The following is a 22056-nucleotide window of genomic DNA, read 5'->3' on the forward strand; positions in this document are numbered from 1 at the left end:
GACCCGGCTGCCGGGTCAAGAGGCGAGGAACCAACACCATCGAACATGTGTCCGATACTAATCGACCCCCCCGACAACCCCACCCAACGACACGGCCAGAAGCAAGAAATCACCCACAACCCGCAGGTCCCCACTGGAATCCGAAGTGCCGTCATAGCGTTTCCGCCTGACGAGACTTACCCGCTCTGTCTTGGCGTCGATCGTTCTCGAACCAGAGCCTCTTGAGCCACGGACGCTACTAGGATTCCGTCCTGTTTGAAGAACTGCCCGCGAGCGAATCCGCGTCCGTCACGGGCGACTGGGCTGTCGGTGACGAGCAACAGCCACTCATCGGCCCTGAATGGCGCGTGGAACCACATGGCGTGATCGATGGACGCCTTGTCCAGATTCTGTGTCTGGGAACTGCCTCCGTGCGGCCCGAGGACGGTTTCGACGAGGGTCAAGTCCGACACGTAAGTGACTGTGCAGACATGGATCAATGGTCCGTCCGGCAGGGTCTCCCGAGAGCGGACCCAAGTCATCTGATCGGCGCCAAACGGCGTGATTCGGCGGACGACAGCAGGGTCGATGAAGCACAGCTCAAGCAGTTGACGATCCGGGAAACCAGCGTCGTGCATCTCGCTGCCTCGATGGGCCGAGTCAGTCGGGTGGCCGACGTCGACGCGGGAGAGTATGTCTTCGCCGTTGAGATCCTCAGGACTGGGGATCGACCCCATCCAGCCGCCGTCGGCGCCCACGGCAGGAGGCTTCTGATGCGACGGCCCTGGCCTGTGCAACGCGAACGACGCCGACATCATGAATATCGTTTCTCCGTACTGGACCGCTCGCACGCGCCTCGTTGAATAGGAGCGTCCGTCTCGCGGTCGGTCCACGATGTAGACGATGTGGTCCGTGGTCCTTCCGGGACGCAGGAAGTATCCGTGCAACGAATGGACGGATCTCTCGCGATCTTCGACGGTGCTACCCGCCGCGACGAGGGCCTGAGCCGCGACCTGCCCTCCGAAGGCACGAAGCGGGGCGCCAGCATGGCACCAGCCGGTGAAGATGTCCCGGTCAATGCGCCTCAATGCCAGCCGTTCCACTAGGTGTCGCTCGGCGCCGGGCGGGTGGTTGTGGCGTGGAGTTTCGGGTGTCATCTAGCTGCCCTTCACTGGGTTCCGCGCGCCGATGCGTATTGGTCTCGAATCGTGGGCTCCGGATCCGCGCGGTAGTCGTCGCTGCCGCCAAGTTCCCACCGCGGAGGCTGCGCTTCGCCGGAAAGCACCCACGCTGCCTGTCGGGCGGCGCCATCCGCGACGTACTCACCGGGTTCGGGGACTACCACCGGAGCTGCGAAGACCTGTGGTGCGATATCGCGGACCGCCGCCGACCTAGCGCCCCCGCCGATGAGTATCACTCGACGCACGACGATCCCCTGAGCCACGAGGGCGTCCAATCCGTCAGCTAGCCCGCAGAGCACGCCCTCAACGGCCGCCCGGGCAACGTGGGTCGGGCTCATGTTGGACAGTGTGAGCCCATGTAGCGTGCCTGTCGCATTGGGGCGGTTTGGCGTGCGTTCCCCTTCCAGGTAGGGCACGAATGCCATCCCGTCGCATCCGGCTGGGGCTCGCAGAGCCATGGCCGAAAGCTGGTCAAGGCCAACGCCAAGAACCTTCGCTGTGGCATCGAGTACGCGCGCGGCGTTGAGCGTGCAGACCAAGGGAAGGTAGTTTCCTGTGGCGTCGGCGAATCCCGCAACCTCCCCGGATGAGTCGTGTGTAGGCGATTCAGACACCGCGCAAACAACGCCCGAGGTGCCGATGGACAAGATCACGTCTCCGACGCTAGCTCCGACACCCAGCGCCGCGGCCATGTTGTCCCCGGTACCGGGACCAACCACGGCAGATTCGCTGAGGCCGGGAACTGCCGTCGACCCTGCCCGTTGGCCTGGACCGAGGACTCGCGGGAGCTGGACGTCGTGGCCCAAGGCCGCCCGCAGCAGATCCGGGCAGTACGTTCCGGCTTCGGGGTTGAAGTAGCCGGTACCGGACGCGTCGCCTCGATCCGTGACCAGGTCTTTGATTTCGAGAAGCTTCGGGCCGCCCATCAGCATCCACGTCAGCCAGTCATGTGGAAGACACACCGCGGAAGTGCGACTGGCGTTAGCTGGCTCGTGCTCCGCCATCCACGCCAGCTTCGTGATCGTGAACGAGGCTACTGGGACCGACCCGGTCTCGTCGGCCCAGAAGCGGGGCCCACCGAACTCGCCGACTAGCCGCTCGGCCTGAGGCGCCGAACGCGTGTCGTTCCACGACAGCGCTGGCCGCACGCTGTCGCCCGCGTTGTCGAGCGCGACCATGCCGTGCTGTTGACCGCCGACCGCGATCGCGGCCACGTCGTTCAGGCCTCCCGCCGCTTGGGCAGCCTCCTTGAACGCCCGCCACCACGCCTGCGGCTCGACCTCGGTTCCCTCCGGGTGGGCCGCGCGGCCCTGGCGGACTAGCTCACCAGTGGAAGCTTCGCGGATGACTACCTTGCATGACTGGGTCGAGCTGTCGACCCCGGCAACCAGCGTCACGGCCGCCTGACTCCCAGGAGGTGATTCACGGCGAGCTGATTCAGCTTGACGTATCCACTGCCCTTGACAGCGGCGGCGTCCGCGTCGAAGTCCTCGAACGCGGACTTATCGGCCCGGAAGTCGGCGATGCTCTCGCCTTCGCTGAGAGTGGGCTCGGCGAGTCCTGACAGACCCGACTCCGCCAGGGCCTCGGCAACGGCCGGATCGGAGCGGAAGGCGAGCGCGCGCTCCTTCAGGAGTAGATACGTCGTCATGTTGGCGGCAGCGGCCTCCCAAACGCCTGCCATGTCCTCAGTCCGCAGAGGCTTGAAGTCGAAGTGCCGCGACCCTTCGTATGCCGGTCCGCCTCCGATCGCGCCGTTCTCCAGCAGGTCAACGAGGAAGAAGGCGTTGATCAGGTCCCCGTGTCCGAACACTAGGTCCTGGTCGAAGCGGGGGCCGTGCTGGCCGTTGAGGTCAATGTGGAACAGCTTGCCGTGCCAGAGTGCCTGCGCCACGCCGTGAGCGACGTTGAGCCCCGCCATCTGCTCGTGACCGACCTCCGGGTTGACTCCCACCATGTCGGAATGCTCGAGGGTGTTGATGAAAGCCAGCGCGTGCCCGATCGTCGGCAGGAAGATGTCCCCACGCGGCTCGTTCGGCTTGGGCTCGACAGCGAACCGGATGTCGTAGCCGTTGTCGATGCAGTACTGGGCCAGTGTGTCCAGACCATCCCGGTACCGGTCCAGCGCGGTCCGCACGTCTTTGATGCCGTCTGTCTCGGCTCCCTCACGGCCTCCCCAGAAGACGTAGACTCCGGCGCCCAGTTCAGCCGCGAGGTCCAGGTTGCGCATGACCTTGCGCAGCGCGAATCGGCGAACTGAGCGGTCCGGGCTCGTGAATGCTCCGTCCTTGAATACAGGATGCGTGAACAGGTTCGTGGTCAACATCGGAACCGCGAGCCCCGTGTCAGCTATGGCCTGCTTGAAGTTGGCGATGATCCGGTCTCGGGTGGCGCCGTCGGACCCGAACGGGACCAAGTCATCGTCGTGGAAGTTGACCCCGTAGGTCCCCAGCTCGGCCAAGCGGTAGACGGACTCGACCGGATCCAGGGGCGGGCGCGTAGGTTCCCCGAAAGGGTCACGCGCTGGCCAGGCGACGGTCCACAGCCCGAACGTGAACTTGTCGGCGGGGGTTGGTTGGGGCAGATTCATGGATCCCTCCTAAGTTGTCCTTGACGCTAGTGGGCTGCGAGCCCCGGATGCCCGTCCACTGACTCGATGGCGACGCCGGTCAGTGGTAGTCGAGCGTTGGTACGATGCGAGCGTGAGCGCACCGGCACAGGCTCCCAGGGCTCGACTGATCAAGGCGGCGGAGGACCACTTCCGGCGCTTCGGGTACAAGGGCACAACCGTCGATGACATCACGGGTGAGGCCGCGACCGGCAAGGGCAGCTTCTACTTGCACTTCGACTCCAAGGAGCAGGCCTACCTCGCCGTCGTCGAGGCATCGATGGAGCGATTCTTGGAGCGCGCCGCTGAAGCTCTGCGCGGCGAGGGAACGGCGCCGGAGCGCCTCCGGGCACTCGTCGCAGTGACCGCGGAGCACTACGGCGATGATGAGTTCCTTCGCTCATCGATGTTCGGCGGGGGCAAACTCGTGGACGGTGAGGTCGCGCGACGCGCCGCCGAGATTCAGCGAGGACGAATCCGCGGCCTGCTCGGCGAGACGCTCGCGGGTGGCCAGTCCGAGGGAACGATCCGAGCCGAACTCGATGTTGACGCCACCGCCGCGATCCTCTTCGAAGTCGGCTGGGCCGTGGTGCGGACCGAGTTGGAGGGAGCCTCTCAGATCTCGCTCGGCGCGGCGCTCGATGCGCTCAACGACATGATCGGACTCGGTCTGCAGCCGCGCGAGACCCCAGGGGACGTCAAGCCCGCTTCCCGTCGACGCTTCCTGGGCAGGGCGTAAGCCGCCTCGGGGCGGCCCCAGGCCTCGACCCGCCGCCCGCTCAACCCCCTCACCGCGGAAACGGCCGTTCCCGCCAAACGCGCCTGTTTGGGTACAGACGCGCCCGTTTCAACGAGTGTTTCCTTGCGGAACGGGTGCGTCTATCAGGAACGGCCGCAAACGCAGAACGGGCGTGCTGTTTGGCGCTCGAACCCGGTAGCCATTGCGGCAACGAGTGACCAGTAGGCTAGGCCAGTCAGTGTTCACCAAGGGTGGATCGGTGTGCAGGCGAGGAGGCGTGGCGTGGCGGACGAGGTGTTGCTCAGAGTGGAGGGCGACGTGGCCACGGTCACGCTCAACCGCCCCGAACGGCTGAACACGCTGGCCGTCGATACCGTCGACCTGCTGTGCGACGCATTATCGCGAGTGGCGGCATCGGACGCCCGCGTAGTAGTTCTGGCGGGGACGGGACGTGTGTTCTGCGCCGGTGCCGACCAGGCTGAGATGGTCGAACGGACAGCTGGGGACTGGGAGCCGATCGTCCGCAGGTACTTGGACCCGATCAGGGCAATAGTCGCCATGCCGCAGCCGGTCATCGCCGCGCTGCACGGAGATGCCGTCGGAGGAGGGTTCGGCCTAGCGCTGGCGTGCGACATTCGAATCGCGGCGGCCGGGATACGGATGGGTGCGCCGTTCACGCGCCTCGGCCTCGCGGGGTGCGACATGTCGGCGGGCTGGTTCTTGCCCCGGTACGTCGGTCTGGGCAAGGCGACGGAGCTGATGCTGACTGGTCGGTTGATCGAGGCGGAGGAAGCCGCCGCGCTGGACCTGGTGCATGGTGTGGTTCCCGCCGAAGAACTTCAGGCTGAGGTTGACCAGTGGGCGCGGCGGTTCGCCGCTGGACCCCCGATCGCCCATCAGTGGACAAAGCGCGCGATCCATCGCTCCATCGGATCGGACATGGATGCTGAATTCGAGCTGGAGATTTTCGCGCAGGTGCAATGCCTCCAAAGCGCCGATCACCGCGAGGGAATCACGGCATTCCGGGAAAAGAGGCGTCCGGAGTTCCGAGGTGCCTGACCTCACCGAAACCCAGGTGCGGTTCCGCGCGGAGGTGGCCCGATTCGCCGCCACGGAGATCGCGCCCCACGCGCAGGAGTGGGACGAGACGGGGGAGTTCCCGAAACATCTGTTCGGGAAGCTCGGGGAACTCGGCTGGCTCGGAGTCGGCCTGCCGCCCGAGGCCGGGGGATCGGGTGGCGGTGCGACTGATCGTTGCGTCCTGATCGAGGAGCTGGCTAGAGCATCGGCGGGTGTGGCGCTGGGGATCTACGTGCACTTCGCGCTCGCGGCATCGGCGATCGCCATCGTCGGATCCGGAGAGCTGGCCGAGAAGTACGTGCCCGCGATGCTCGCCGGCGAGGCGACCGGAGCCTGGGCATACGCCGAACCCGACTCAGGAGCAGACGTCACCCGGGTCCGACTCAGCGCGCGCGAAGACGGCGACCACTACGTATTGAACGGCAGCAAGCTATACATCACGAACGCCACGTTCGCTGACGTGCTCGTCGTCGTCGCACGCACCAGCGGTGAGCCCGGAAGCCTCAAAGGCATTTCCGTGTTCGTTGTCCCGGGTGATTCCGCCGGGATGGAGCGCCGGCCGATGCGCAAGGTTGGGATGAGGGCCTCCGAGCTCGGCGAACTGCACTTCACCGACTGCCTTGTGCCCCGGGATCACCTCGTCGGGCAACCGGACAACGGATTTCGACAATGCCTGCCGGTGCTTTCCCAAGGCCGGGTATTCGGCGGAGCGCTGGCCGTTGGCTTGGGCAGCGCTGCGTTGGAACAGGCCGTGCGCCATGTGAGCACCCGAGAGCAGTTCGGCGGTCCGCTGACGGATCTACAGGGCGTCAGGTTCACGATCGCTGACATGGCGACGCGGCTGCGCGCCGCCCGTTCGCTCGTCTATTCCGCGGCGGCCAAGCTGGACTCGGGCCAGGCGTATGACGCCGAGGCCTCGATCGCGAAACTGTTCGCTTCCCAGACGACAACCTGGCTTGCCGAGCGGGCCATGCATTTGCACGGCGCCCAGGGGTTCATGATGGATTCCCCCGTCCAGCGCTTCTACCGCGACTGCAAGATCCTGGAGTACGGAGAGGGAGCAAACGAAGTCCAGCGCGAGATGATCTTCAAGTCCGTCGCGGGTGGCTTCAGGCCGTAGCGGTGGCTTCAGCGGCGGTTGGTAGAAGCCTCACGGCTCGACTACGACGCGCACGACTCCGCCGTCCCGGCTGGCCAGATGCCGCAGGGCCTCATCCGCGGCGCTGAGGGGATAGCGTGCCGAAACTGAGCCGCTGAGATCGAGCCTGCCCGCCGCGATCAGTGAGTACAGGTCGACGATGTCGGCTGGGTCCATCCCGAACGAACCCATGACCTGCTGTTCGCGCCCGACGAACGCCGCCAGCGATGGGAGAGCCGGGCCTCCAGGGCCGACTCCGACCAGCACAGCTCGGCCCATCTTCCCCAACGAGCGCATAGCCTGTTCGGACGTCGCGGGCCTGCCGACGAACTCCAGCGCCAGATCCAAACCCCCGAACGCGCGCACCTCGCGGGGCACGTCGGTTTCACCCGGGTCCAGCGCGACGTCGGCTCCGAGTCGCAGCGCTCGATCGCGCGCATGCTCGTCGGGGTCAACAGCGACGATGCGCGCGGCACCCATGAGTCGAGCGAGCATGATGGCGTGGGTTCCGAGTCCTCCGCAGCCAAACACGCCCACGGTCTCGCCGGCCCGCAATTGACCCCGGGTGCGCAGCGCGTGGAACGGAGTCGCCACGCCGTCGGTGACTACGGCCGCGACGGGGAAATCGATGACGTCGGGCAGCGGCACGAGGGTTCTCGCGGGCACGCTCACGAATTCGGCCAGTGCGCCATCGCGGCTCATCCCGTAGACCTTGGAGTTGTCGCACAGCGATGGTCGGCCAGCGAGACAGAATCGGCACCTGCCGCACCAATCGGCGGGGAACATAGCGACGCGCTGCCCGACAGATAGGCCGTCCACGTCAGCGCCGAGCCGGGCGATGACACCCGCAGCCTCGTGCCCGAGCGTGATCGGCGTGCGCGCCACGGGGAGGTCACCGACGACGGCCAGATGAAGGTCCGTCCCGCACAAGCCGCACGCGCGAACAGCCACGAGGACCTCATCGCGCCCTGGAGTCGGCACCGGAACTCGCGTGATCGCCAACGGCTTCCCGGGCGCCACGAGCTGGGCCGCGAGCATAGTCGTCATCGGGCGGCTCCGCTGCCAGCGACGGCCTTGGCGGAGGCCAGCCCGTCGAGAAGCAGGTCCAGGGCTTCGCCCAGTTCGTGGTCACTCGGGTGCGCCGGGGCGCCGAGGTTCACCCGCGAGTCATGCAGCACGCCCAGACCAACGAAGGTGGCCCACAGAACGTCCACAGCGACCCGAGCCAGTCTCTCGTCTGCCTTGTCCATGAGTTCGGCGACGCGGCGGAAGTTGTCGCCCGAGCGCCGTGCCAGTTCCGCCTTGACTTCAGGGGACACTCCGGTCGTCGCGTCGGGATTGGCCAGCGAAGTGAAGACGTGGAAGTACTCGGGGTACTGGGAGCGCAGTTCGGAGAACATGCTCCACAGTTCCCGCACGAGCTGCGCGGGCGGCCTTGGCTCACCCGCCCCGGCCAGGGCCGCGATTCGCGACTCCATGAATTCGATCGCCTCGAACAGCAGCGAACTGAAGATCTCCTCCTTGCTTTGGAAGTACCAGAACAGCGTCGCCTCCGACAACTCGCAGTGCGCCGCGATCTCCTTGGTCGTCGTGCCGTTGTACCCGTGTTGCCGGACTAGCGTGCGCGTGGCGTCCAGGACGGCCTTGCGCCTGGCGTCACGTTCACGCTGACGGCGTTCCTGAACTCCCATTGGCACTCCTCATCGCGTACGAGAACGTTGCTTCGAGCACGGCTAGTCCATCTTCGTCCGTGACTTTAGCCTCGACGGTCGCGTCCGTGCCCGCGACGGAGGTGACTGTCGCCGTGGCATGGACTTCACCGGTCGCGCGTCGCGGATACCGGATCTGGACGTCCCGGACAAGGACAATGATGGCCGGATCCGATCTGATACACCACGCTGCCACACCGGCGGCCGTCTCGGCCGCGCAGTACAGAGCGGACGCGTGCAGGCCACCGGCGATGTTGGCATTCCCCGGGTCGTCGGGCATTCGGACGCGGACCTGGGGGCCGACGTGCTCGATGACCAGGCCATGGCTGCGAACATACGGGATGCCGTCGAGCATCTCCTGCAGCGTGTTCCGCATAGGTCAGCTAGTGAGCCGGAAGGCGCGCAGCGCGTTGTCGCGGACGACCTTGGTGTAGATGGTCTCTCCCAGCCCCAGGTCCTCCAGCTCTGAGAGAGTCCGGTCGAACGACAGCAGTGGATAGTCCGTCGCCCACAGCACCTTGTCCTGGCCCCAACCACGCACGAACTCGGTGAACGACGCCGGCCAGTGCTTCGGAGTGCGCGCGGACGTCTCGACGTAGACGTTGGGGTGTTTCCAGGCGAGCGTCATCATCTCGTCGTGCCAGGGCTGGCCCAGATGGCAGCCGATGATGGTCAGATCCGGGAAGGCCAGGGCGACCTCATCGAGATAGATCGGACGCCCGCATTCTGATGGCAGTAGCGGACCGGTGTGCCCGACCTGGATGCACACCGGAACCCCAAGTTCGGCGCACTTCAGATACACCGGCCAGTAGTGCTTGTCGTTGGGGGCCATGCCCGTCATGCCGTCGCCGTACATGTACGGCTCGAGCCGGATCGCGCGCATCCCCAGCTCGGTGATCAGGTACTCGACTTCGCGGCCGACGTCCAGGGGCTTGCGCAGGACGTTCACCGTGCCCGACCCGACGAACCTGTCGGGGAACTTCGCGACGGCTTCGGCGACCTCCTCGTTGGAAACCACGGCCGTGTCCTTGTGGTAGAAGGCGGACAGCAGGCAGCGGTCCACTCCGGCGTTATCCATATCGGCCAGGACGTCTTCGATGGGCATGCCTTCGAAGATCGTCTGAGGTGAGCGGTACTTGCGGAAGATGTGCAGGTACTCCGTTGGCCAGCGGGTGGCCCCCTCCGGGCTGATCCAGCTCGCCCAGGCGTCAATGGCGATGCGGTCGCGGGTCATCTCGTTCTCCTTGTCTTGAAGGTTTCGCGGGCTTCTTGTGGACTTGCGGGACTGACGCCGAGTTCGCTCAGGATCCGAACGGCCTTGTCGACCAGCTCGGCGTTGGAGCTCGCCAGCTTGCCGGGCTCGAGGTAGATGTTGTCCTCCAGGCCGACGCGCACGTGGCCGCCCATCGCGACTATCGCCCCGAGCATTCGGAAGTGGTTGCGGGCGCCGATCGCGCTGACTAGCCAGTTGGTCCCGGGGGGCAGGCTCTCGGTGAGGAACGCCAGGTTTCTCACGGTGGCCTGCGTGCATTCGCCGGGGATGCCCATCACGAAGTTGACGAGCAGTGGTTCGGCCAGCACCCCCCGGCCTAGCAGGGCGTGGATGTTGTTCAGCATCCCTGAGTGATAGACCTCAAGCTCCGGTTTGACTTCCGCTTGGGCGAATGTCCGGGCGACGGCTTCGAGTTCGGCGTGCGAGCTGAACAGGGGCACGAAGCGGTCACCGACCCAAGAGTTCGTTCGCTCATCCCAGCGGCCGAGCAGACAGCCACCGCCAACGCTGAAGGACGCGATGTCGGGTCTCAACTCGGGTACGACCCGGGTGCGTTCGGCTGCCGGTAGGCCCGCGACTGCGCCGCCGGTTGTCAGGTTCAGCAGGGCGTCACACCCGGCTGACCGCAGCCCGTCGACGATCCGCGCGAACAGGCCGACATCAGCGCAGGCCCGGCCGTCGGCGTCGCGGGCGTGGATGTGCAGCACTGCCGCACCCGCCCTCCAAGCGGCCAAGCCTTGAGCCACGATCTCGTCCGGCTGCTCGGGCAAGTTCGGATTGGAGTCCTTGCCCTGCTGGGCGCCGGTCAGAGCACAGGTGATGATCGTCTTGCTCATTGGCCTGTGAACCTGGCTGGTCGCTTCTCGATGAAGGCCCGCATGCCCTCCTTCTGATCGCGGCTGGAGAAGTTCAACATGACAGTGTTGATCGAGAAGTCGATCGCGGTCTCAAGATCGGTCGTCATCCACTTGTTGATGATCTCCTTCTGCGTGGCTAGCGCCAGGGGACTCTTCTCACCGAGGCGTTCGCACAGTGCGGTGACGCTGGACGCCAGTTCGGCGGGCTTCAGCACCGAGTGGAGAAGGCCGCGACGCTCGGCCTTCGCCGCGTCCCAGAGTTCGCCGAGGTATGCCATCTCCCGTGCTCCCTGGATGCCGATGGCGCCCGGGAGGATGGCCGCTTCTACGATCGCCGGGATTCCCCGATGGATGTTTGGTAGCCCGAACCGCGATCGGTCACTGGCGACCATTAAGTCGCACGACAGCGCGAACTCCAGACCGGCACCAAGGCACAGTCCATCGATCTGGCACACGATCGGGATCTCCGTCGTGCGCAGTGCTAGGAACGTGCGGTGCAACTCCCGGCCGATCTCGCGCGCCTGCGGTCCCTCCATCTCCTTGACGTATGCCACGTCGATGCCTGCGGAGAAGGCGCGCTGCCCGGCGTGATCCACGAGAATGACTCGCGTCTGAGCGTCAGCTTGGGCGAAGGCCAGGGCGTCGCGCACTTCGCGAAGCAGACGTGCGTCGATGGCGTTGAGCACCTCTGGCCGATTCAGGGTCAGCCGAAGAATGGCGTCTTGTCTCGCAAGGGCGATCGTGTCGAGCTTCGGCATCCTACTTGCCATGGAATCGGGCCTCCCGTTTCTCGATGAACGCGCGTATGCCCTCCTGGGCGTCGGCGCTTGCCCTGACCGGCTCGGCGTAGAATTGCTCGAGGCGCAGCGCGTCGCCGAGGGGAAGATGCGCTCCGTTGAGGACCGAGGCGCGGATCGCCCGAACGGCAAGCGGTGCGTTGGACGCGATCCGCTGGGCCAGATCCATCGCCGCGCCGAGTAAGTCGGCGGAAGGCACAACCCGGTTCACCAGTCCGAGCCGAAGTGCCTTGGCGGCGTCGATCGGAGCGCCGGTCAGGAGCATCTCCAGCGCCATGGCGGGATGGGTCATCCGTGGCAGCCGCTGGGTTCCCCCGGCGCCCGGGATTATCCCGCGGCGAACTTCGGGCAGTCCGAAAGTGGCGTGCTCCGCGGCGATGCGCAGATCGCAGGCAAGTGCGACCTCGAAACCGCCTGCCAGGCAGTGGCCGTTGACCGCTGCGATCACCGGCTTGCCAACGTCGAGGTTGCGGGTGATGCCACCCAGTCCGGGTTCGTGTTCACCTCGGTCCCGGCGTTCAGTCGGCGTCATGGACGCGTAGTGGGCCCCCATTTCCTTCAGGTCAGCTCCAGCGCAGAACGCCTGTTCACCGGCGCCGGTGATAACGGCGGCTCGCAGATCCGGGTCATCCCGGAGCCGGGTCCACGCCTCGCAGAGCTCGCGACTCATCGCCCGATTCAGGGCATTCCTGGCCTCGGGGCGGTCGATCGTCACGACCAGCACGGCGTCGTCGGTCTGGGTGCGAATAGTCACGCGATCACCTCGAAGCCTTCAAGCTCCCCGTTGGCGAAGCGTGGGCGGACGCGGGCCCCGATCTCGGCCTGACCGAGGAGTCGGTGAAGCATCGCCGTGTCCGCGCCGTCAAGCCGGACAAGGGCATACCGACCCCGGTGCGATACGTCTGTCCACGATGCGATCTGGCCGTTCGGGCCGACGTCCGGTGCCTCGTCCGCCGGTGAGCCGCAGAAGGGGCACAGCGAGCGGGCGGGGCTGAGCACTTTCAAGCACGACGCGCAAGACGTGGCGCTGAACCGTCGCTCATCGCGCAGGGCTGTCAGATACGCGCTGCCTACACGGCCAGCCGCGTACCGGAACGGCAGGTTGATCGCTTCCGACTTGATCATCCGATCACCTCGAAGTGGGAGATGTCGTGCATCGCGCCTACCAGCTCATCGCGCCAAACCGCCCGCAAGCGGGTGCCCAGAGCCAACTCGTCCGCGATCGTCACGAAGTGGTTCAGCGTCGTGTCAGCGCCGTCGAGGCGGATCAGTCCCATGCCGCACGGCACCGGCCGCGCTTCGCCGGTGCGGCTGTCCAGGACGGGAATGTGAAGCACGGTCCACGCGACAAGTTGCCCGGTGTCGGCGACTGGCACCCAGCGGCTCATCCGCATGTAGCACCGGCCGCAGAACGGACGCGGCGGTAGGTATCGGCGGCCGCACGCGTCACATGCCAGTGCTTCGATCCGTCGTTCGCGCAATCCGCCGAGGAAGCGGGCCATCGGTTCACTCGCGGCGTAGCGCCAAGTGATGTCCATCGTCAGCGGCACGGTGACTAGATCGCCGGTCATGGCCGCCCCCCCAGGACGATCGCGTCGGCCCAGGCATACACGCCGTATCCGGTCGCCAGGGCTGTCTTCGCGTTTGGGACCTGCCGGTCGCCGCCTCGCCCGTGGATCTGCAAAGCGGCCTCGGCGACGCGGATCACTCCCGACGCCCCGACAGGATTGGTCGACAGGACGCCGCCGGAGGGGTTGACCGGCAGCTCGCCGTCCATGTCGGTGATCCCCTTGTCGATCAGCGACCCCGCCTCGCCGTCGTCGCAGAACCCGAGTGCCTCGTACCACGCCAGCTCGGCGTATGTGACCGGCTCGTAGATCTCGGCCACGTCCAGGTCCCGGCGGGGATCCCGTATCCCGGCGCGGGCGTATGCGGCTTTGGCCGCGTCGCGCAGCGTCGGCATAGTCAGCAAGCGGCGGTCCAGGTCACCGATGTAGCACTGGTCGTGTCGCGTGACGGCTGACCTGACCCAGGCGGGCTGGGGATTGTGCCGATCGGCGAGGTCCTGCGAGGCGACGACGATCGCGGCTGCTCCGTCGGATTGGGGGCACATGTCCAGAAGGTGCAACGGGTGCGCCAGAACCCTCGAATCCAGGACTTGGTCAACGGTGAGGTCCGGGAGTTGCAGATGCGCGTGGGGATTGCGGGCGGCGTTGTGCCTGGCCTTGACAGCGACCTTCGCGGCCTGCTCCTGTGTCACTCCGCGCTCTGCCACGTACTGCGATATCGACAGCGCGAAGTTACCCACGGCTCCCGAGGCGACGGCCCGGTCCCAGAAGGGGTCGGTCAGCGCCATCCCCGTCTGAGTGTGGCCTTCGGAGTGCTTCTCGACCCCCACGACAAGCACCGAGTCGAACAGTCCGGATGCCACCTGATTGAAGGCGGCGATGCAGGCGCTTGTGCCGGATGTGCCCCCGGTCGCGATCTTCAGGCATGGCTTGCCGTAGGCGAACGCCCCGGCGCCTAGCCACATTTCCGGCATTGCCCGGCCTTCGAACAGCTCCATGTTCGAGATCAGCACCGCGTCGATGTCGGACGGTGACATGTCGGCGTCCATCAGGGCGGCGGTAACCGCCTCGTGCACGAGCTCGGGCTGAGACACGTCATCCCGGCGGCTGGCGTGGTTGGTCTGGCCGGTGCCAATCACGGCGACGGGCCTCATGCGGCGCGCTCCAGAACCGCGACGGCGTGAGCTTGTCCGGCTGGCCCCCATGTGCCGTGGGCGAGAGCCCTGCCGGGAGCGGCTCGAAGTGCTCGGGTGGCCGCGACCAGTTGCCCCAGCCCGGCGGCGACGGGGGCTGCCCCGGCGAACAGGCCGCCGGTCGGCGCGAGGCCAGTGGCTGTCCGGAACAGCTCCTCCTCATGCGGGAAGCGGCACGAGTCAGCCACGACGTCGAAGGCGCCGTTGCCGTGACCGCCAGCGCGTTTGAACGCCCGTCTGAGCCCCGGCCATGAGCGCAAGTCGCGGTCGCCGGGAGCATGTGCGTCGAGGTCGAATCCGACTGACTTGACCGTGACTCCGGGCTGGTTCGCGCGCAGCACGACCGCGAAGGCGGCGTCCGCGTCGGGTGCTTTCATGAGCGCTCGCAGCGGCGCGGCGCTGATCGGCGAATCCAGCACGTCGGTGATGTCGCACCCGCGCAGCTCGGCCGCTCGCCGCGCCCAGCGCCGCTCGGCTCCCTCGGTGGCAAGGAGCTGAGCCTGGAGCCCGGAACAGACCATGAAGCTGGCGCCCAGTGGTTGCAGGAGAACCGGGTCCATGACCCATTCGCTGAGAAGATCCTGCGGTGCCATCGACGCCTTGCCGTGTGCGACGACCAGAACTGTGTCGTACGCGCCTGCCCAAACCAGGCAGGCCGCGTGGGCCAGGGCGGCGAGTCCGTCCCCGGCGATACGGGTCTCTGGCTTCATCACCGCGCCGACGACCTCGGTGATCGCGATGTTCGACGCGGTCAGGCCGTCATACAGGTCCACCGAGGCGGATACGACGGCGTCGATGTCGGCGAATCCGATTCCGGCGTCACCGATGGCGTCTTCTACGGCAGTCAGAACCATCTCCGGGATCGAGCGCGGATCCTGTGCGACCGGCCCCGAGGCGCCCAGGCCGACGATGCCCGCCAAAGGTCTTGTCACGGCGTTAGGCCCTTGGTGGCGGCGATGATCTCGCGCATGACTTCGCTGGTGCCAGCCCCGATGGAGAACGCGCTTGAGTCGCGGTGGAGGCGTGCGATGAGTTGTTCCTCCATGAACGCGTTGCCGCCGAAGATCTGCGCGCAGTCGTGCGCGACGCCCACACAGGTTTCGGCGGCGAACAGCTTGGCCATTGAGATCTCGGCGTTCGCCGCGTCGCCGCGCACATGCATGTCGATCGCCCGGTAGGTGAGCGCCTCGGCCGCTTCGATCTTGGTGAGCGCGTCGGCCAGGCGGTGACGCCAGACCTGAAATCCGAGCAGCGGGTGTCCGAATGCCTGGCGCTGCAGTCCGTACTCGCGCGCCTCGTCGAACATCAGGCGCATCTGAGCACAGGCGATGATCGCCAGGACGAGACGTTCGCCCTCGAACCCGCTCATGATGTATTGGAATCCGCGGTTCTCCTCGCCGATGAGGTTGGCCACCGGCACATGACAGTCCTGGAAGAACAGTTCCGCGGTGTCCGACGACGGCACGCCGATCTTGCGAAGCCTGCGGCCGACCTTGAGGCCAGGGGTGTCGCTGGGCACGATGATCAGGGAGATCCCTCGGGGTCCGGGTTCACCGGTTCTCACCGCGAGAGTGACGTAGTCGGCGATCGTGCCGTTTGTGATGAAGATCTTGGAGCCGTTGATCACGTACTCGTCGCCCACGCGGACCGCTCGGGTGCGGATCGCCCCCACGTCGCTGCCGGCTTCGGGTTCAGTGATCCCAAGCGCCCCGACCAACGAGCCGGAGACCGCTGGCCGCACGAAGCGATTCTTCAGGTCATCCGACCCAACACGGTCGATCACTTTCGTCGCGAATTCCGCGTGGACCATGACGCTGACTGCCACGCCCACAGAGCCGCAGCGAACGAGTTCCTGGACCAGGACCGTCGTGAACCTGAAGTCGCACCCGCCGCCCCCGCACTCCTCAGAGATGCGAACGCCCAGGTAGCCGAGTTCGCCAAGCTGATTGAACAGTGCCCGGGGGACTTGGCCGGATTTCTCCCAGGCAGTCACGTTCGGCGTGATCTCGCTGTCCACGAACGCCCGGACTGCCGAGCGGAACCTCTCATGGTCCTCGCTGAAGCCGCCACCCATGGCTGTCCCTCCGCCCCACTTGTTCAGGAACGGTAGTTGAGTAATACTCAGGCGTCAAGTAACGCTCGGGACAAGTTCCGGGGGCAATGCTAGGGGTGCCAGTGACGGATGCCGGTGCGGCTGCCGCGTTCTTCGATGTCGACAAGACGCTGATCCGTGGATCGAGCATGTTTCACATGGCGTGCGGATTCGCCATGCGCGGATTCTTCACACCGGCGCAGGTCGGCGGCTTCGTTGTGAAGCAGTTGAGGTTCGCGGCGGGTGGCGAGGACCTGCGCGACATCTCGGTGATCCTTGAGCAGGCGCAGATGATGGCCAAGGGACGCGATGTCACTGATCTAGTGGCCGTCGGCGAGGAGATCTTCGCCGAACGAATCATCGACAAGGTGCGTCCGGAAGTGCTCGATCTGGCCCGGGATCACCTCGCCGCCGGACGCGGAGTTTGGCTAGTGTCCGCGACCGGTCAGGAGATCGCGGACATGTTCGCCAGACGATTGGGCCTGACTGGGGCTCTTGGAACCAGGTCCGAGACGTCGGGCGGCGTCTACACCGGACGTATGGCAGGGCCGGCGATGCACGGTCCTCAGAAGGCTGTCGCCATCACCGAACTCGCTGAGAGCCAGGGCCTTGACCTGCGCCAGTGCTTCGCCTACGCGGACTCGGCCAACGACATCGCCATGTTGTCGGTGGTTGGAAACCCCGTCGCCGTCAACCCCGACAAGCGCTTGCGGCAGCACGCGCTGGAGCATGGATGGCCCATCCGGCGCTACCGGTGATCTCGCCGCGCGATTCGTGGCGCGCGCTGACAGTATGCGGTTGTGCGACTTCGGAATCTGGCCCTCTGCGTAGCGGTCGGCTCCGCGGTGGTGGCTGCGGGAGTGGCGGCGCTGGTGCGTCGGCCCGAGCTGCCGGACGGACCGTTCACGCCGGAAGCCGCGTCGATCATCTCAGATTCCGGGATCAGGGTGACGTTCCTCGGGGTGAGCACGCTGGTGATTTCCGATGGCGAGACGAATCTGATCACCGACGGGTTCTTCACGCGTCCGAGCGTGAGGCAGATGCTTTTCGGCAAGATCGCGCCGGACGCGGATGTGGTGGATGAGTGCTTGGATCGGGCCGGAGTCCACGAAGCTGCCGCCGTCCTCGTCGCCCATTCCCACTTCGATCACGCGCTCGACTCGCCCCTAGTGGCACAGCGGACGGGCGCGCAACTCGTTGGATCGCGGTCGACGGTGCAAGTCGGACTGGGCTTCGGCTTGCCTCCGGAGCAGATGGTCGAGGTTGTGGCTGGCGAGCCCCTGAAGTTCGGGAGGTTCACCGTCACGATGGTGCTCTCCGAGCATTCCCCGCACGGGAAGTTCCGGGGGTCGATTGACGCGCCGCTGCGACTCCCAGCGAAAACCAGCGAGTTCAAGATGGCCGAGTGCTACGCGATGCTCATCGAGCACACGGATGCCTCGGGGCTGAGTCATAGCTTGATGATCAACGCCAGCGCCGGATTCCGGCCCGGGATGCTCAACGGGTTGAGTGCCGACGTGGCCTACCTGGGCATAGGAACCCTGGGCAAGCAAAGCGCTGAATTCAGAGACGCCTACTGGCGCGAAACCGTCCTGGCCACCGGAGTCCGCAGGGTCATACCGATCCATTGGGATGACTTCACCAAGCCACTGTCCAGCCCGCTGGTTCCGATGCCCTACGTCGCCGACGATATGGGCGAATCCCTGAGGTTCCTCGCCGAGCGTGGCGCCCGGGACGGCGTGGATCTGGAGATCCCGCGCGAGTGGTCAGTGACCGATCCATTCGCGGGCCTTTGATGGGCCGTCCACGACGCCACCAGGCCAGCAGCGACAACACGCGCAGTGAGCAACGTCGGACTATCTGCGTCATTCTGGAAGTCGAGGCACAGGCACGGCGGAGATGGAGACACCGGCCATGACCGATGGGCTGCATGGCGAGTTGATGCGGCAGCTTAGCTGCAGCGGGCTGCCAGTGCCGCGCGCGCTCAAGCCGGGGTCGCGCTTCGTGAAGTTCCTCGCGCTCGTAAGTGCGACCTACCAGGAATTCGATCCGGACGACCGCACAGGAGGCACTTCCTCCAGCGCGCTGTCGGCGCTGGCTGTGGAGAAGAACAGACTGGAGGCCGTCTTCAACACGACAGCCACCGGGCTGTGCGTTATTGACGCGGAGCAGAGGGTTTCGCAGATGAATGCCGCCGCGGCCCTGATGCTGGAAGTCGACGCTGACGAGGCCACGGGCGGGCCGCTGGCCGATCTGATCCGTCCGGATGCGCGGTCGCCAGCCGACGCGAGATCCTGCTCCCAGCTCGTCGCCGCCGTCGCCGAGTCCAGCGAATGGCGCGCGCCGATGGTTTCGCTGCGAACCGGCCAGGGCGGTGTACTTCCCGCGAGTTTGGCCTTCACGCCGTTGTCCGGATCCTGTGCGCGTGGATTCGCTGGAGGGGTCTTGGCGATAAGTGACATGACGCAGCAGGAGCGAATGGCTTGGCAAGCCAGCCACGACTCGCTGACGGGATTGCGGAACAGGGCATCGATTACGAAGTACTTGTCCGCGCGAGCCGGCGAGCGTCCCAGGCCATTCACATTGCTGTTCATTGATCTTGACCACTTCAAGACGGTCAATGACACGCTGGGCCACTCAGTCGGGGACCAGCTCCTGGTCGCGGCCGGGGCGAGGCTCAGACAGGTCACCAGGCCGGGTGACGTCATAGCGCGGCTTGGCGGTGACGAGTTCGTGGTCGCCCTGCCAGGTCTGACGCAGCCCCAGGCGAAGCGTATGGCCGAGCGGATACTGTCCGCGCTGCGTCGCCCGTACGAAGTGGGTGGTGAGCGGGTCTACTCCTCGGCGAGTATCGGCGTGGTGAGCAGCCGCGCGACCGGCGACGCGAACGCGATTCTGCGTGACGCCGACTTGGCTATGTACAGCGCGAAGGGGTCGGGCCGCGACAGGTTCGCGGTGTTTGATGAGCAGTTGCGGGTCGACGCTTCCAAGCGTGCCGCCCTGGAGACCAGGCTGCGCGGAGCTATGGCACGCGGCGAGTTGCAGGTCGCGTATCAGCCGCTGTTCTCGATAGCCACACCGCAGCTCGTCGGCTTCGAGGCTCTAGTGCGTTGGCCCGACTCGTCCGGCTACGTGGAGCCCATGCGGTTCATCCCCGTCGCCGAGGAGTCGGGATTGATTGGCGAACTTGGTCGGCGCGTGCTGCTTGACTCCTTGGGCTTGGTGAGGCGGCTGCACGCCTCGCATGAACGAGGTCTGTATGTCGCCGTCAATCTGTCAGGGATGCAGCTGTCTGGTGGAGACCTGCCAGACCTGATTCGGTCAGCCTTGGCGCGCTCGGGCGTTAGCGGGTCGGAGCTGCGCCTTGAGCTGACCGAATCGGTGCTGCTGGAGAACAAGCTAGAAGCGCGAAGGCAGTTGGAGGAGATCAGGGGCCTTGGAGTGCGGATCTCGCTCGATGACTTCGGAACGGGCCAGTCATCGATGTCCCTGCTCCATGAGTTCCCGCTCGACAGCATCAAGATCGACCGCAGTTTCGTCGCGGGAGTCACGACAGATCGCAGCAGTCGCGCAATCGTGGAGGCCATAATCGGCCTGGGCCACTCGTTGGGCTACGAAGTAGTCGCGGAGGGAGTCGAGGAAGAAGAGCAGATGGCCGAGCTGATGGATATGGGCTGCGATGTGGCCCAGGGGTTCTTGCTTGGCAGGCCACTCCCGCCTAGCCAAGCTGTGGCCTTGGCGGCGGAGTGGGTGCCTTCCCAGCGCCACAGGGCACCGGACGGGGCCGCGGAGCGACCGGCGTTCATCGCTTGACTGGGAATGGGGGGAGCCGGTAACGGACTCCCCCCATCATGCGTCAGGCCTCGCAGTAGTCCAGGATGCTCGGCGGCAATCCGGCGCTGGCCGTTCCGCAGATCTCACCCTTGGGGACTCTCACCCATTTGTCGTTCTCAACCTGGGCGAAGAAGACCTTGCCCGCGCCATCCTTCTCGGCCTTGATTCCGGCCCAGCCTTCGGCGCACGAGTAGCTGACGAGAGTCTCGTTCTTCTTCAGCACCGTGTTGATGGAAGTCGCTGTGCAGGTAGCTGCCGCTGGAGAGGCCGTTGGCGATGGGCTCGGCTTGGCCTTGCAGACTCGCTCGCCCTTCGTCGCGGCGTTCTTCAGCGCCTTGTCGGTCTGCGCGTCGAGTTCACCGGTGACGGGCAACCCGGCTGCCTGTTGGAAGTCGCGTATCGCCTTGTCGGTCTCGGGGCCTATGACCCCGTCGATGCCACCGGGGTAGCAGCCGACATCCGCCAGCTCGCCCTGGATGGCTTTGTTGAACTCAACTGTCGTGTTGGACGGACTTGGGGTCGGACTCGGGGTTGGACTCGGCGAAGGGGTGGACGAGCAACCCGCGATCACAAGGGCTGCTGCGCCCGCGACCGCTAACAGCGCTACTCGTCTTCCGCGAGACGAACGGTTGTTCATGGTTGGACCTTTCAGGATTAATCAGCGCACAGCGCGCCGCATGCCTGGTGTCTACCATGTCGCTTGCGCAGGACTGTGGAGGCTGTCCGCGCGAGGTTGAGTGTCGTCTGCCCGCGAATGGGCCTCAGTGCTCGGGGGGTACGACCCGCAGGGCCGCTGACAGGGTCGGCCACACGACGTCGGTTGGCGGTGTTCTGTCACCGGTCCATGGCGCCCTAACTGCTTGCAGGTTGTTCGCGAGAGCGTACGCTGGGTGCTCATACGACTCACGCATGCGTTGAAAAGTGAGCCACGCGCGGTTCGGGTGCTCGTCCATGGGGAAGCTCGCTCGCTCCATCAGGTCCCAGGCATGGTCGAACTCATCCCGGTGCATGGTGCTAGGTCGCCGGTCCAGTTCAGCGACCAGCTTCTTGGGAACGTCCGCCTCCGTTCGCGCGGCATCCGACACTATTGCCCGAAGCACTCGGGTCGGACCGTCCTCCTGGCCGTGAACTCGCTCCGCGGCGGCCCGCGGGCTCTTGCGGCGTGACGGATCCACGAGGTGCGGAGGCTGTAGAACGGTCAGCGCCCGGGAGCCCTCCATCACTAGGGAAACCGCCTCCATCCGGGGAGCATCCCGGCATATGGCTACGTGAAGCGCCGCGGCATCCATGACCGCGATTAGCGCCACTACCCAATGCTGGCGTCCGCTCGGGGAGCGAAAGAGGTTCAGCTGGGGATACACGGTCTGGGTTAGGCGGACCTGCGCAGCCCATTCCGCCCATGCCGAGTAGGTGTCGCCCAGAGATGGCAGGTTGTCGGCTAGGGCGGCCCTGCACAGCAGCTCCGGGCCCCAGGCGGGGGCACCAGCTTCGAGCGCGAGCCTCGAGACTGGGGCTTCGCGCCGTAAGTAAACCGAGTAGATCGTGGTCAGCGTGCCGATCAACAGGGCGATCACGGTCAGGCCTGTGAAGGCGGAGAGGAAGACGATCACATCCTGGGAGTACCCGGTCGGTTCCACGATCCCGAGAGTTAGAAGGTTCGACCCAGCCTGATAGATGGAGTTCATCAGCGATAGGTCGCTCATCCCGAAGATGATCAGCCCGAAAGCGATGATGAAGAACGTGATCAGAATGGTCAGATCGGCGAGAACGATCAGGGGGCCGACCCAGGCGAGGATCGCGTCCCGCGAAAAGTAGCTGCGCCTTTGACGAGCCAGGAGCCGGAAAGGCGCGTGAACTATGCGCGTGGACAGGTGGGCGATGGTTGAGGCCAGTGCCCTTGGGATGAGGAAGGTTCTGATCAAACTGGCGAAGGTACTCGCGAGCAGCAGGCAGCCGAAGATGAAGGCCGCCGCGCGCAGCGCTGCGTAGCTAGTTCCCATGAATCCTC

General features: G+C 65.7%; 23 protein-coding genes. 6 read left to right on the plus strand and 17 right to left on the minus strand.

Annotated features, from left to right (window positions below):
- Nucleotides 1-176 precede the first annotated feature (176 nt).
- The 3 genes from Q8P38_10180 to xylA are packed head-to-tail and all read right to left on the minus strand — an operon-like array spanning nt 177 to nt 3750.
- The gene (locus Q8P38_10180) at nt 177-1136 is read right to left on the minus strand and encodes a thioesterase family protein (GenBank protein ID MDP4014969.1); all 960 of its coding nucleotides are present in this window, start codon (nt 1134-1136) and stop codon (nt 177-179) included.
- An 11-nt stretch (nt 1137-1147) separates the two neighbouring features.
- Nucleotides 1148-2557 (minus strand): xylulokinase, encoded by a 1410-nt coding sequence (gene xylB, locus Q8P38_10185; protein ID MDP4014970.1) that lies wholly within the window; start codon nt 2555-2557, stop codon nt 1148-1150.
- Nucleotides 2554-3750, minus strand: coding sequence for a xylose isomerase (gene xylA / locus Q8P38_10190; protein MDP4014971.1), 1197 nt, complete (start codon nt 3748-3750; stop codon nt 2554-2556). The genes xylB and xylA overlap by 4 nt, the downstream gene beginning before the upstream one ends.
- A gap of 112 nt (nt 3751-3862) precedes the next feature.
- Here xylA and Q8P38_10195 point away from each other — a divergent pair, with 112 nt between their 5' ends.
- The 3 genes from Q8P38_10195 (at nt 3863) to Q8P38_10205 (ending at nt 6707) form a co-directional block, all read left to right on the plus strand.
- Nucleotides 3863-4507: a TetR/AcrR family transcriptional regulator gene (locus tag Q8P38_10195; GenBank protein MDP4014972.1), complete on the plus strand. Its 645-nt coding sequence runs from the start codon at nt 3863-3865 to the stop codon at nt 4505-4507.
- Nucleotides 4508-4789: 282 nt separating this feature from the next.
- On the plus strand, nt 4790-5566 hold the full coding sequence (locus Q8P38_10200) for an enoyl-CoA hydratase-related protein (protein MDP4014973.1): 777 nt from the start codon (nt 4790-4792) through the stop codon (nt 5564-5566).
- The gene (locus tag Q8P38_10205; GenBank protein MDP4014974.1) at nt 5559-6707 is read left to right on the plus strand and encodes an acyl-CoA dehydrogenase family protein; all 1149 of its coding nucleotides are present in this window, start codon (nt 5559-5561) and stop codon (nt 6705-6707) included. Before Q8P38_10200 ends, Q8P38_10205 begins: the two co-directional genes overlap by 8 nt.
- 30 nt (nt 6708-6737) lie before the next feature.
- On the opposite strand, the gene Q8P38_10210 is transcribed toward Q8P38_10205, so the two are convergent.
- The 12 genes from Q8P38_10210 to Q8P38_10265 are packed head-to-tail and all read right to left on the minus strand — an operon-like array spanning nt 6738 to nt 16196.
- Nucleotides 6738-7772: a zinc-binding dehydrogenase gene (locus Q8P38_10210; GenBank protein MDP4014975.1), complete on the minus strand. Its 1035-nt coding sequence runs from the start codon at nt 7770-7772 to the stop codon at nt 6738-6740.
- Complete coding sequence (locus Q8P38_10215) at nt 7769-8416, minus strand: TetR/AcrR family transcriptional regulator (protein MDP4014976.1); 648 nt, start codon at nt 8414-8416, stop codon at nt 7769-7771. The genes Q8P38_10210 and Q8P38_10215 overlap by 4 nt, the downstream gene beginning before the upstream one ends.
- Nucleotides 8388-8810, minus strand: coding sequence for a DUF4442 domain-containing protein (locus tag Q8P38_10220; protein MDP4014977.1), 423 nt, complete (start codon nt 8808-8810; stop codon nt 8388-8390). The genes Q8P38_10215 and Q8P38_10220 overlap by 29 nt, the downstream gene beginning before the upstream one ends.
- Nucleotides 8811-8813: 3 nt before the next feature.
- Nucleotides 8814-9668, minus strand: coding sequence for an amidohydrolase family protein (locus Q8P38_10225; protein ID MDP4014978.1), 855 nt, complete (start codon nt 9666-9668; stop codon nt 8814-8816).
- Nucleotides 9665-10543, minus strand: coding sequence for a 3-keto-5-aminohexanoate cleavage protein (locus Q8P38_10230; protein MDP4014979.1), 879 nt, complete (start codon nt 10541-10543; stop codon nt 9665-9667). The genes Q8P38_10225 and Q8P38_10230 overlap by 4 nt, the downstream gene beginning before the upstream one ends.
- A complete protein-coding gene (locus Q8P38_10235; protein MDP4014980.1) occupies nt 10540-11334 on the minus strand; it encodes an enoyl-CoA hydratase/isomerase family protein in 795 nt (264 codons plus the stop codon). Before Q8P38_10235 ends, Q8P38_10230 begins: the two co-directional genes overlap by 4 nt.
- On the minus strand, nt 11324-12115 hold the full coding sequence (locus Q8P38_10240) for an enoyl-CoA hydratase-related protein (GenBank protein MDP4014981.1): 792 nt from the start codon (nt 12113-12115) through the stop codon (nt 11324-11326). Before Q8P38_10240 ends, Q8P38_10235 begins: the two co-directional genes overlap by 11 nt.
- Nucleotides 12112-12486 (minus strand): hypothetical protein, encoded by a 375-nt coding sequence (locus Q8P38_10245; protein MDP4014982.1) that lies wholly within the window; start codon nt 12484-12486, stop codon nt 12112-12114. The genes Q8P38_10240 and Q8P38_10245 overlap by 4 nt, the downstream gene beginning before the upstream one ends.
- Entirely contained in the window at nt 12483-12932 is a 450-nt protein-coding gene (locus tag Q8P38_10250) for an OB-fold domain-containing protein (protein ID MDP4014983.1), read from the minus strand. The genes Q8P38_10245 and Q8P38_10250 overlap by 4 nt, the downstream gene beginning before the upstream one ends.
- Complete coding sequence (locus Q8P38_10255) at nt 12929-14083, minus strand: thiolase domain-containing protein (protein ID MDP4014984.1); 1155 nt, start codon at nt 14081-14083, stop codon at nt 12929-12931. The genes Q8P38_10250 and Q8P38_10255 overlap by 4 nt, the downstream gene beginning before the upstream one ends.
- Entirely contained in the window at nt 14080-15054 is a 975-nt protein-coding gene (locus tag Q8P38_10260; GenBank protein ID MDP4014985.1) for a hypothetical protein, read from the minus strand. Before Q8P38_10260 ends, Q8P38_10255 begins: the two co-directional genes overlap by 4 nt.
- Nucleotides 15051-16196 carry an acyl-CoA dehydrogenase family protein gene (locus Q8P38_10265; GenBank protein ID MDP4014986.1) on the minus strand — a complete coding sequence of 382 codons (1146 nt, stop codon included), beginning with the start codon at nt 16194-16196 and terminating at the stop codon, nt 15051-15053. Before Q8P38_10265 ends, Q8P38_10260 begins: the two co-directional genes overlap by 4 nt.
- Nucleotides 16197-16297: 101 nt before the next feature.
- Between Q8P38_10265 and Q8P38_10270 the strand changes: the two genes are divergently transcribed.
- The 3 genes from Q8P38_10270 (at nt 16298) to Q8P38_10280 (ending at nt 20027) form a co-directional block, all read left to right on the plus strand.
- The gene (locus Q8P38_10270; GenBank protein MDP4014987.1) at nt 16298-16972 is read left to right on the plus strand and encodes an HAD-IB family hydrolase; all 675 of its coding nucleotides are present in this window, start codon (nt 16298-16300) and stop codon (nt 16970-16972) included.
- A gap of 42 nt (nt 16973-17014) precedes the next feature.
- The gene (locus Q8P38_10275; GenBank protein ID MDP4014988.1) at nt 17015-18010 is read left to right on the plus strand and encodes a hypothetical protein; all 996 of its coding nucleotides are present in this window, start codon (nt 17015-17017) and stop codon (nt 18008-18010) included.
- 118 nt (nt 18011-18128) lie between these two features.
- A complete protein-coding gene (locus Q8P38_10280; GenBank protein MDP4014989.1) occupies nt 18129-20027 on the plus strand; it encodes an EAL domain-containing protein in 1899 nt (632 codons plus the stop codon).
- 43 nt (nt 20028-20070) lie between these two features.
- Here the strand turns inward: Q8P38_10280 and Q8P38_10285 are convergent, their stop codons facing one another.
- The gene (locus Q8P38_10285) at nt 20071-20685 is read right to left on the minus strand and encodes a peptidoglycan-binding domain-containing protein (protein ID MDP4014990.1); all 615 of its coding nucleotides are present in this window, start codon (nt 20683-20685) and stop codon (nt 20071-20073) included.
- A 124-nt stretch (nt 20686-20809) separates the two neighbouring features.
- The gene (locus Q8P38_10290) at nt 20810-22048 is read right to left on the minus strand and encodes a hypothetical protein (GenBank protein ID MDP4014991.1); all 1239 of its coding nucleotides are present in this window, start codon (nt 22046-22048) and stop codon (nt 20810-20812) included.
- Nucleotides 22049-22056: the final 8 nt, after the last annotated feature.

This window comes from Candidatus Nanopelagicales bacterium (genome assembly GCA_030700225.1).
Classification (GTDB): domain Bacteria; phylum Actinomycetota; class Actinomycetes; order S36-B12.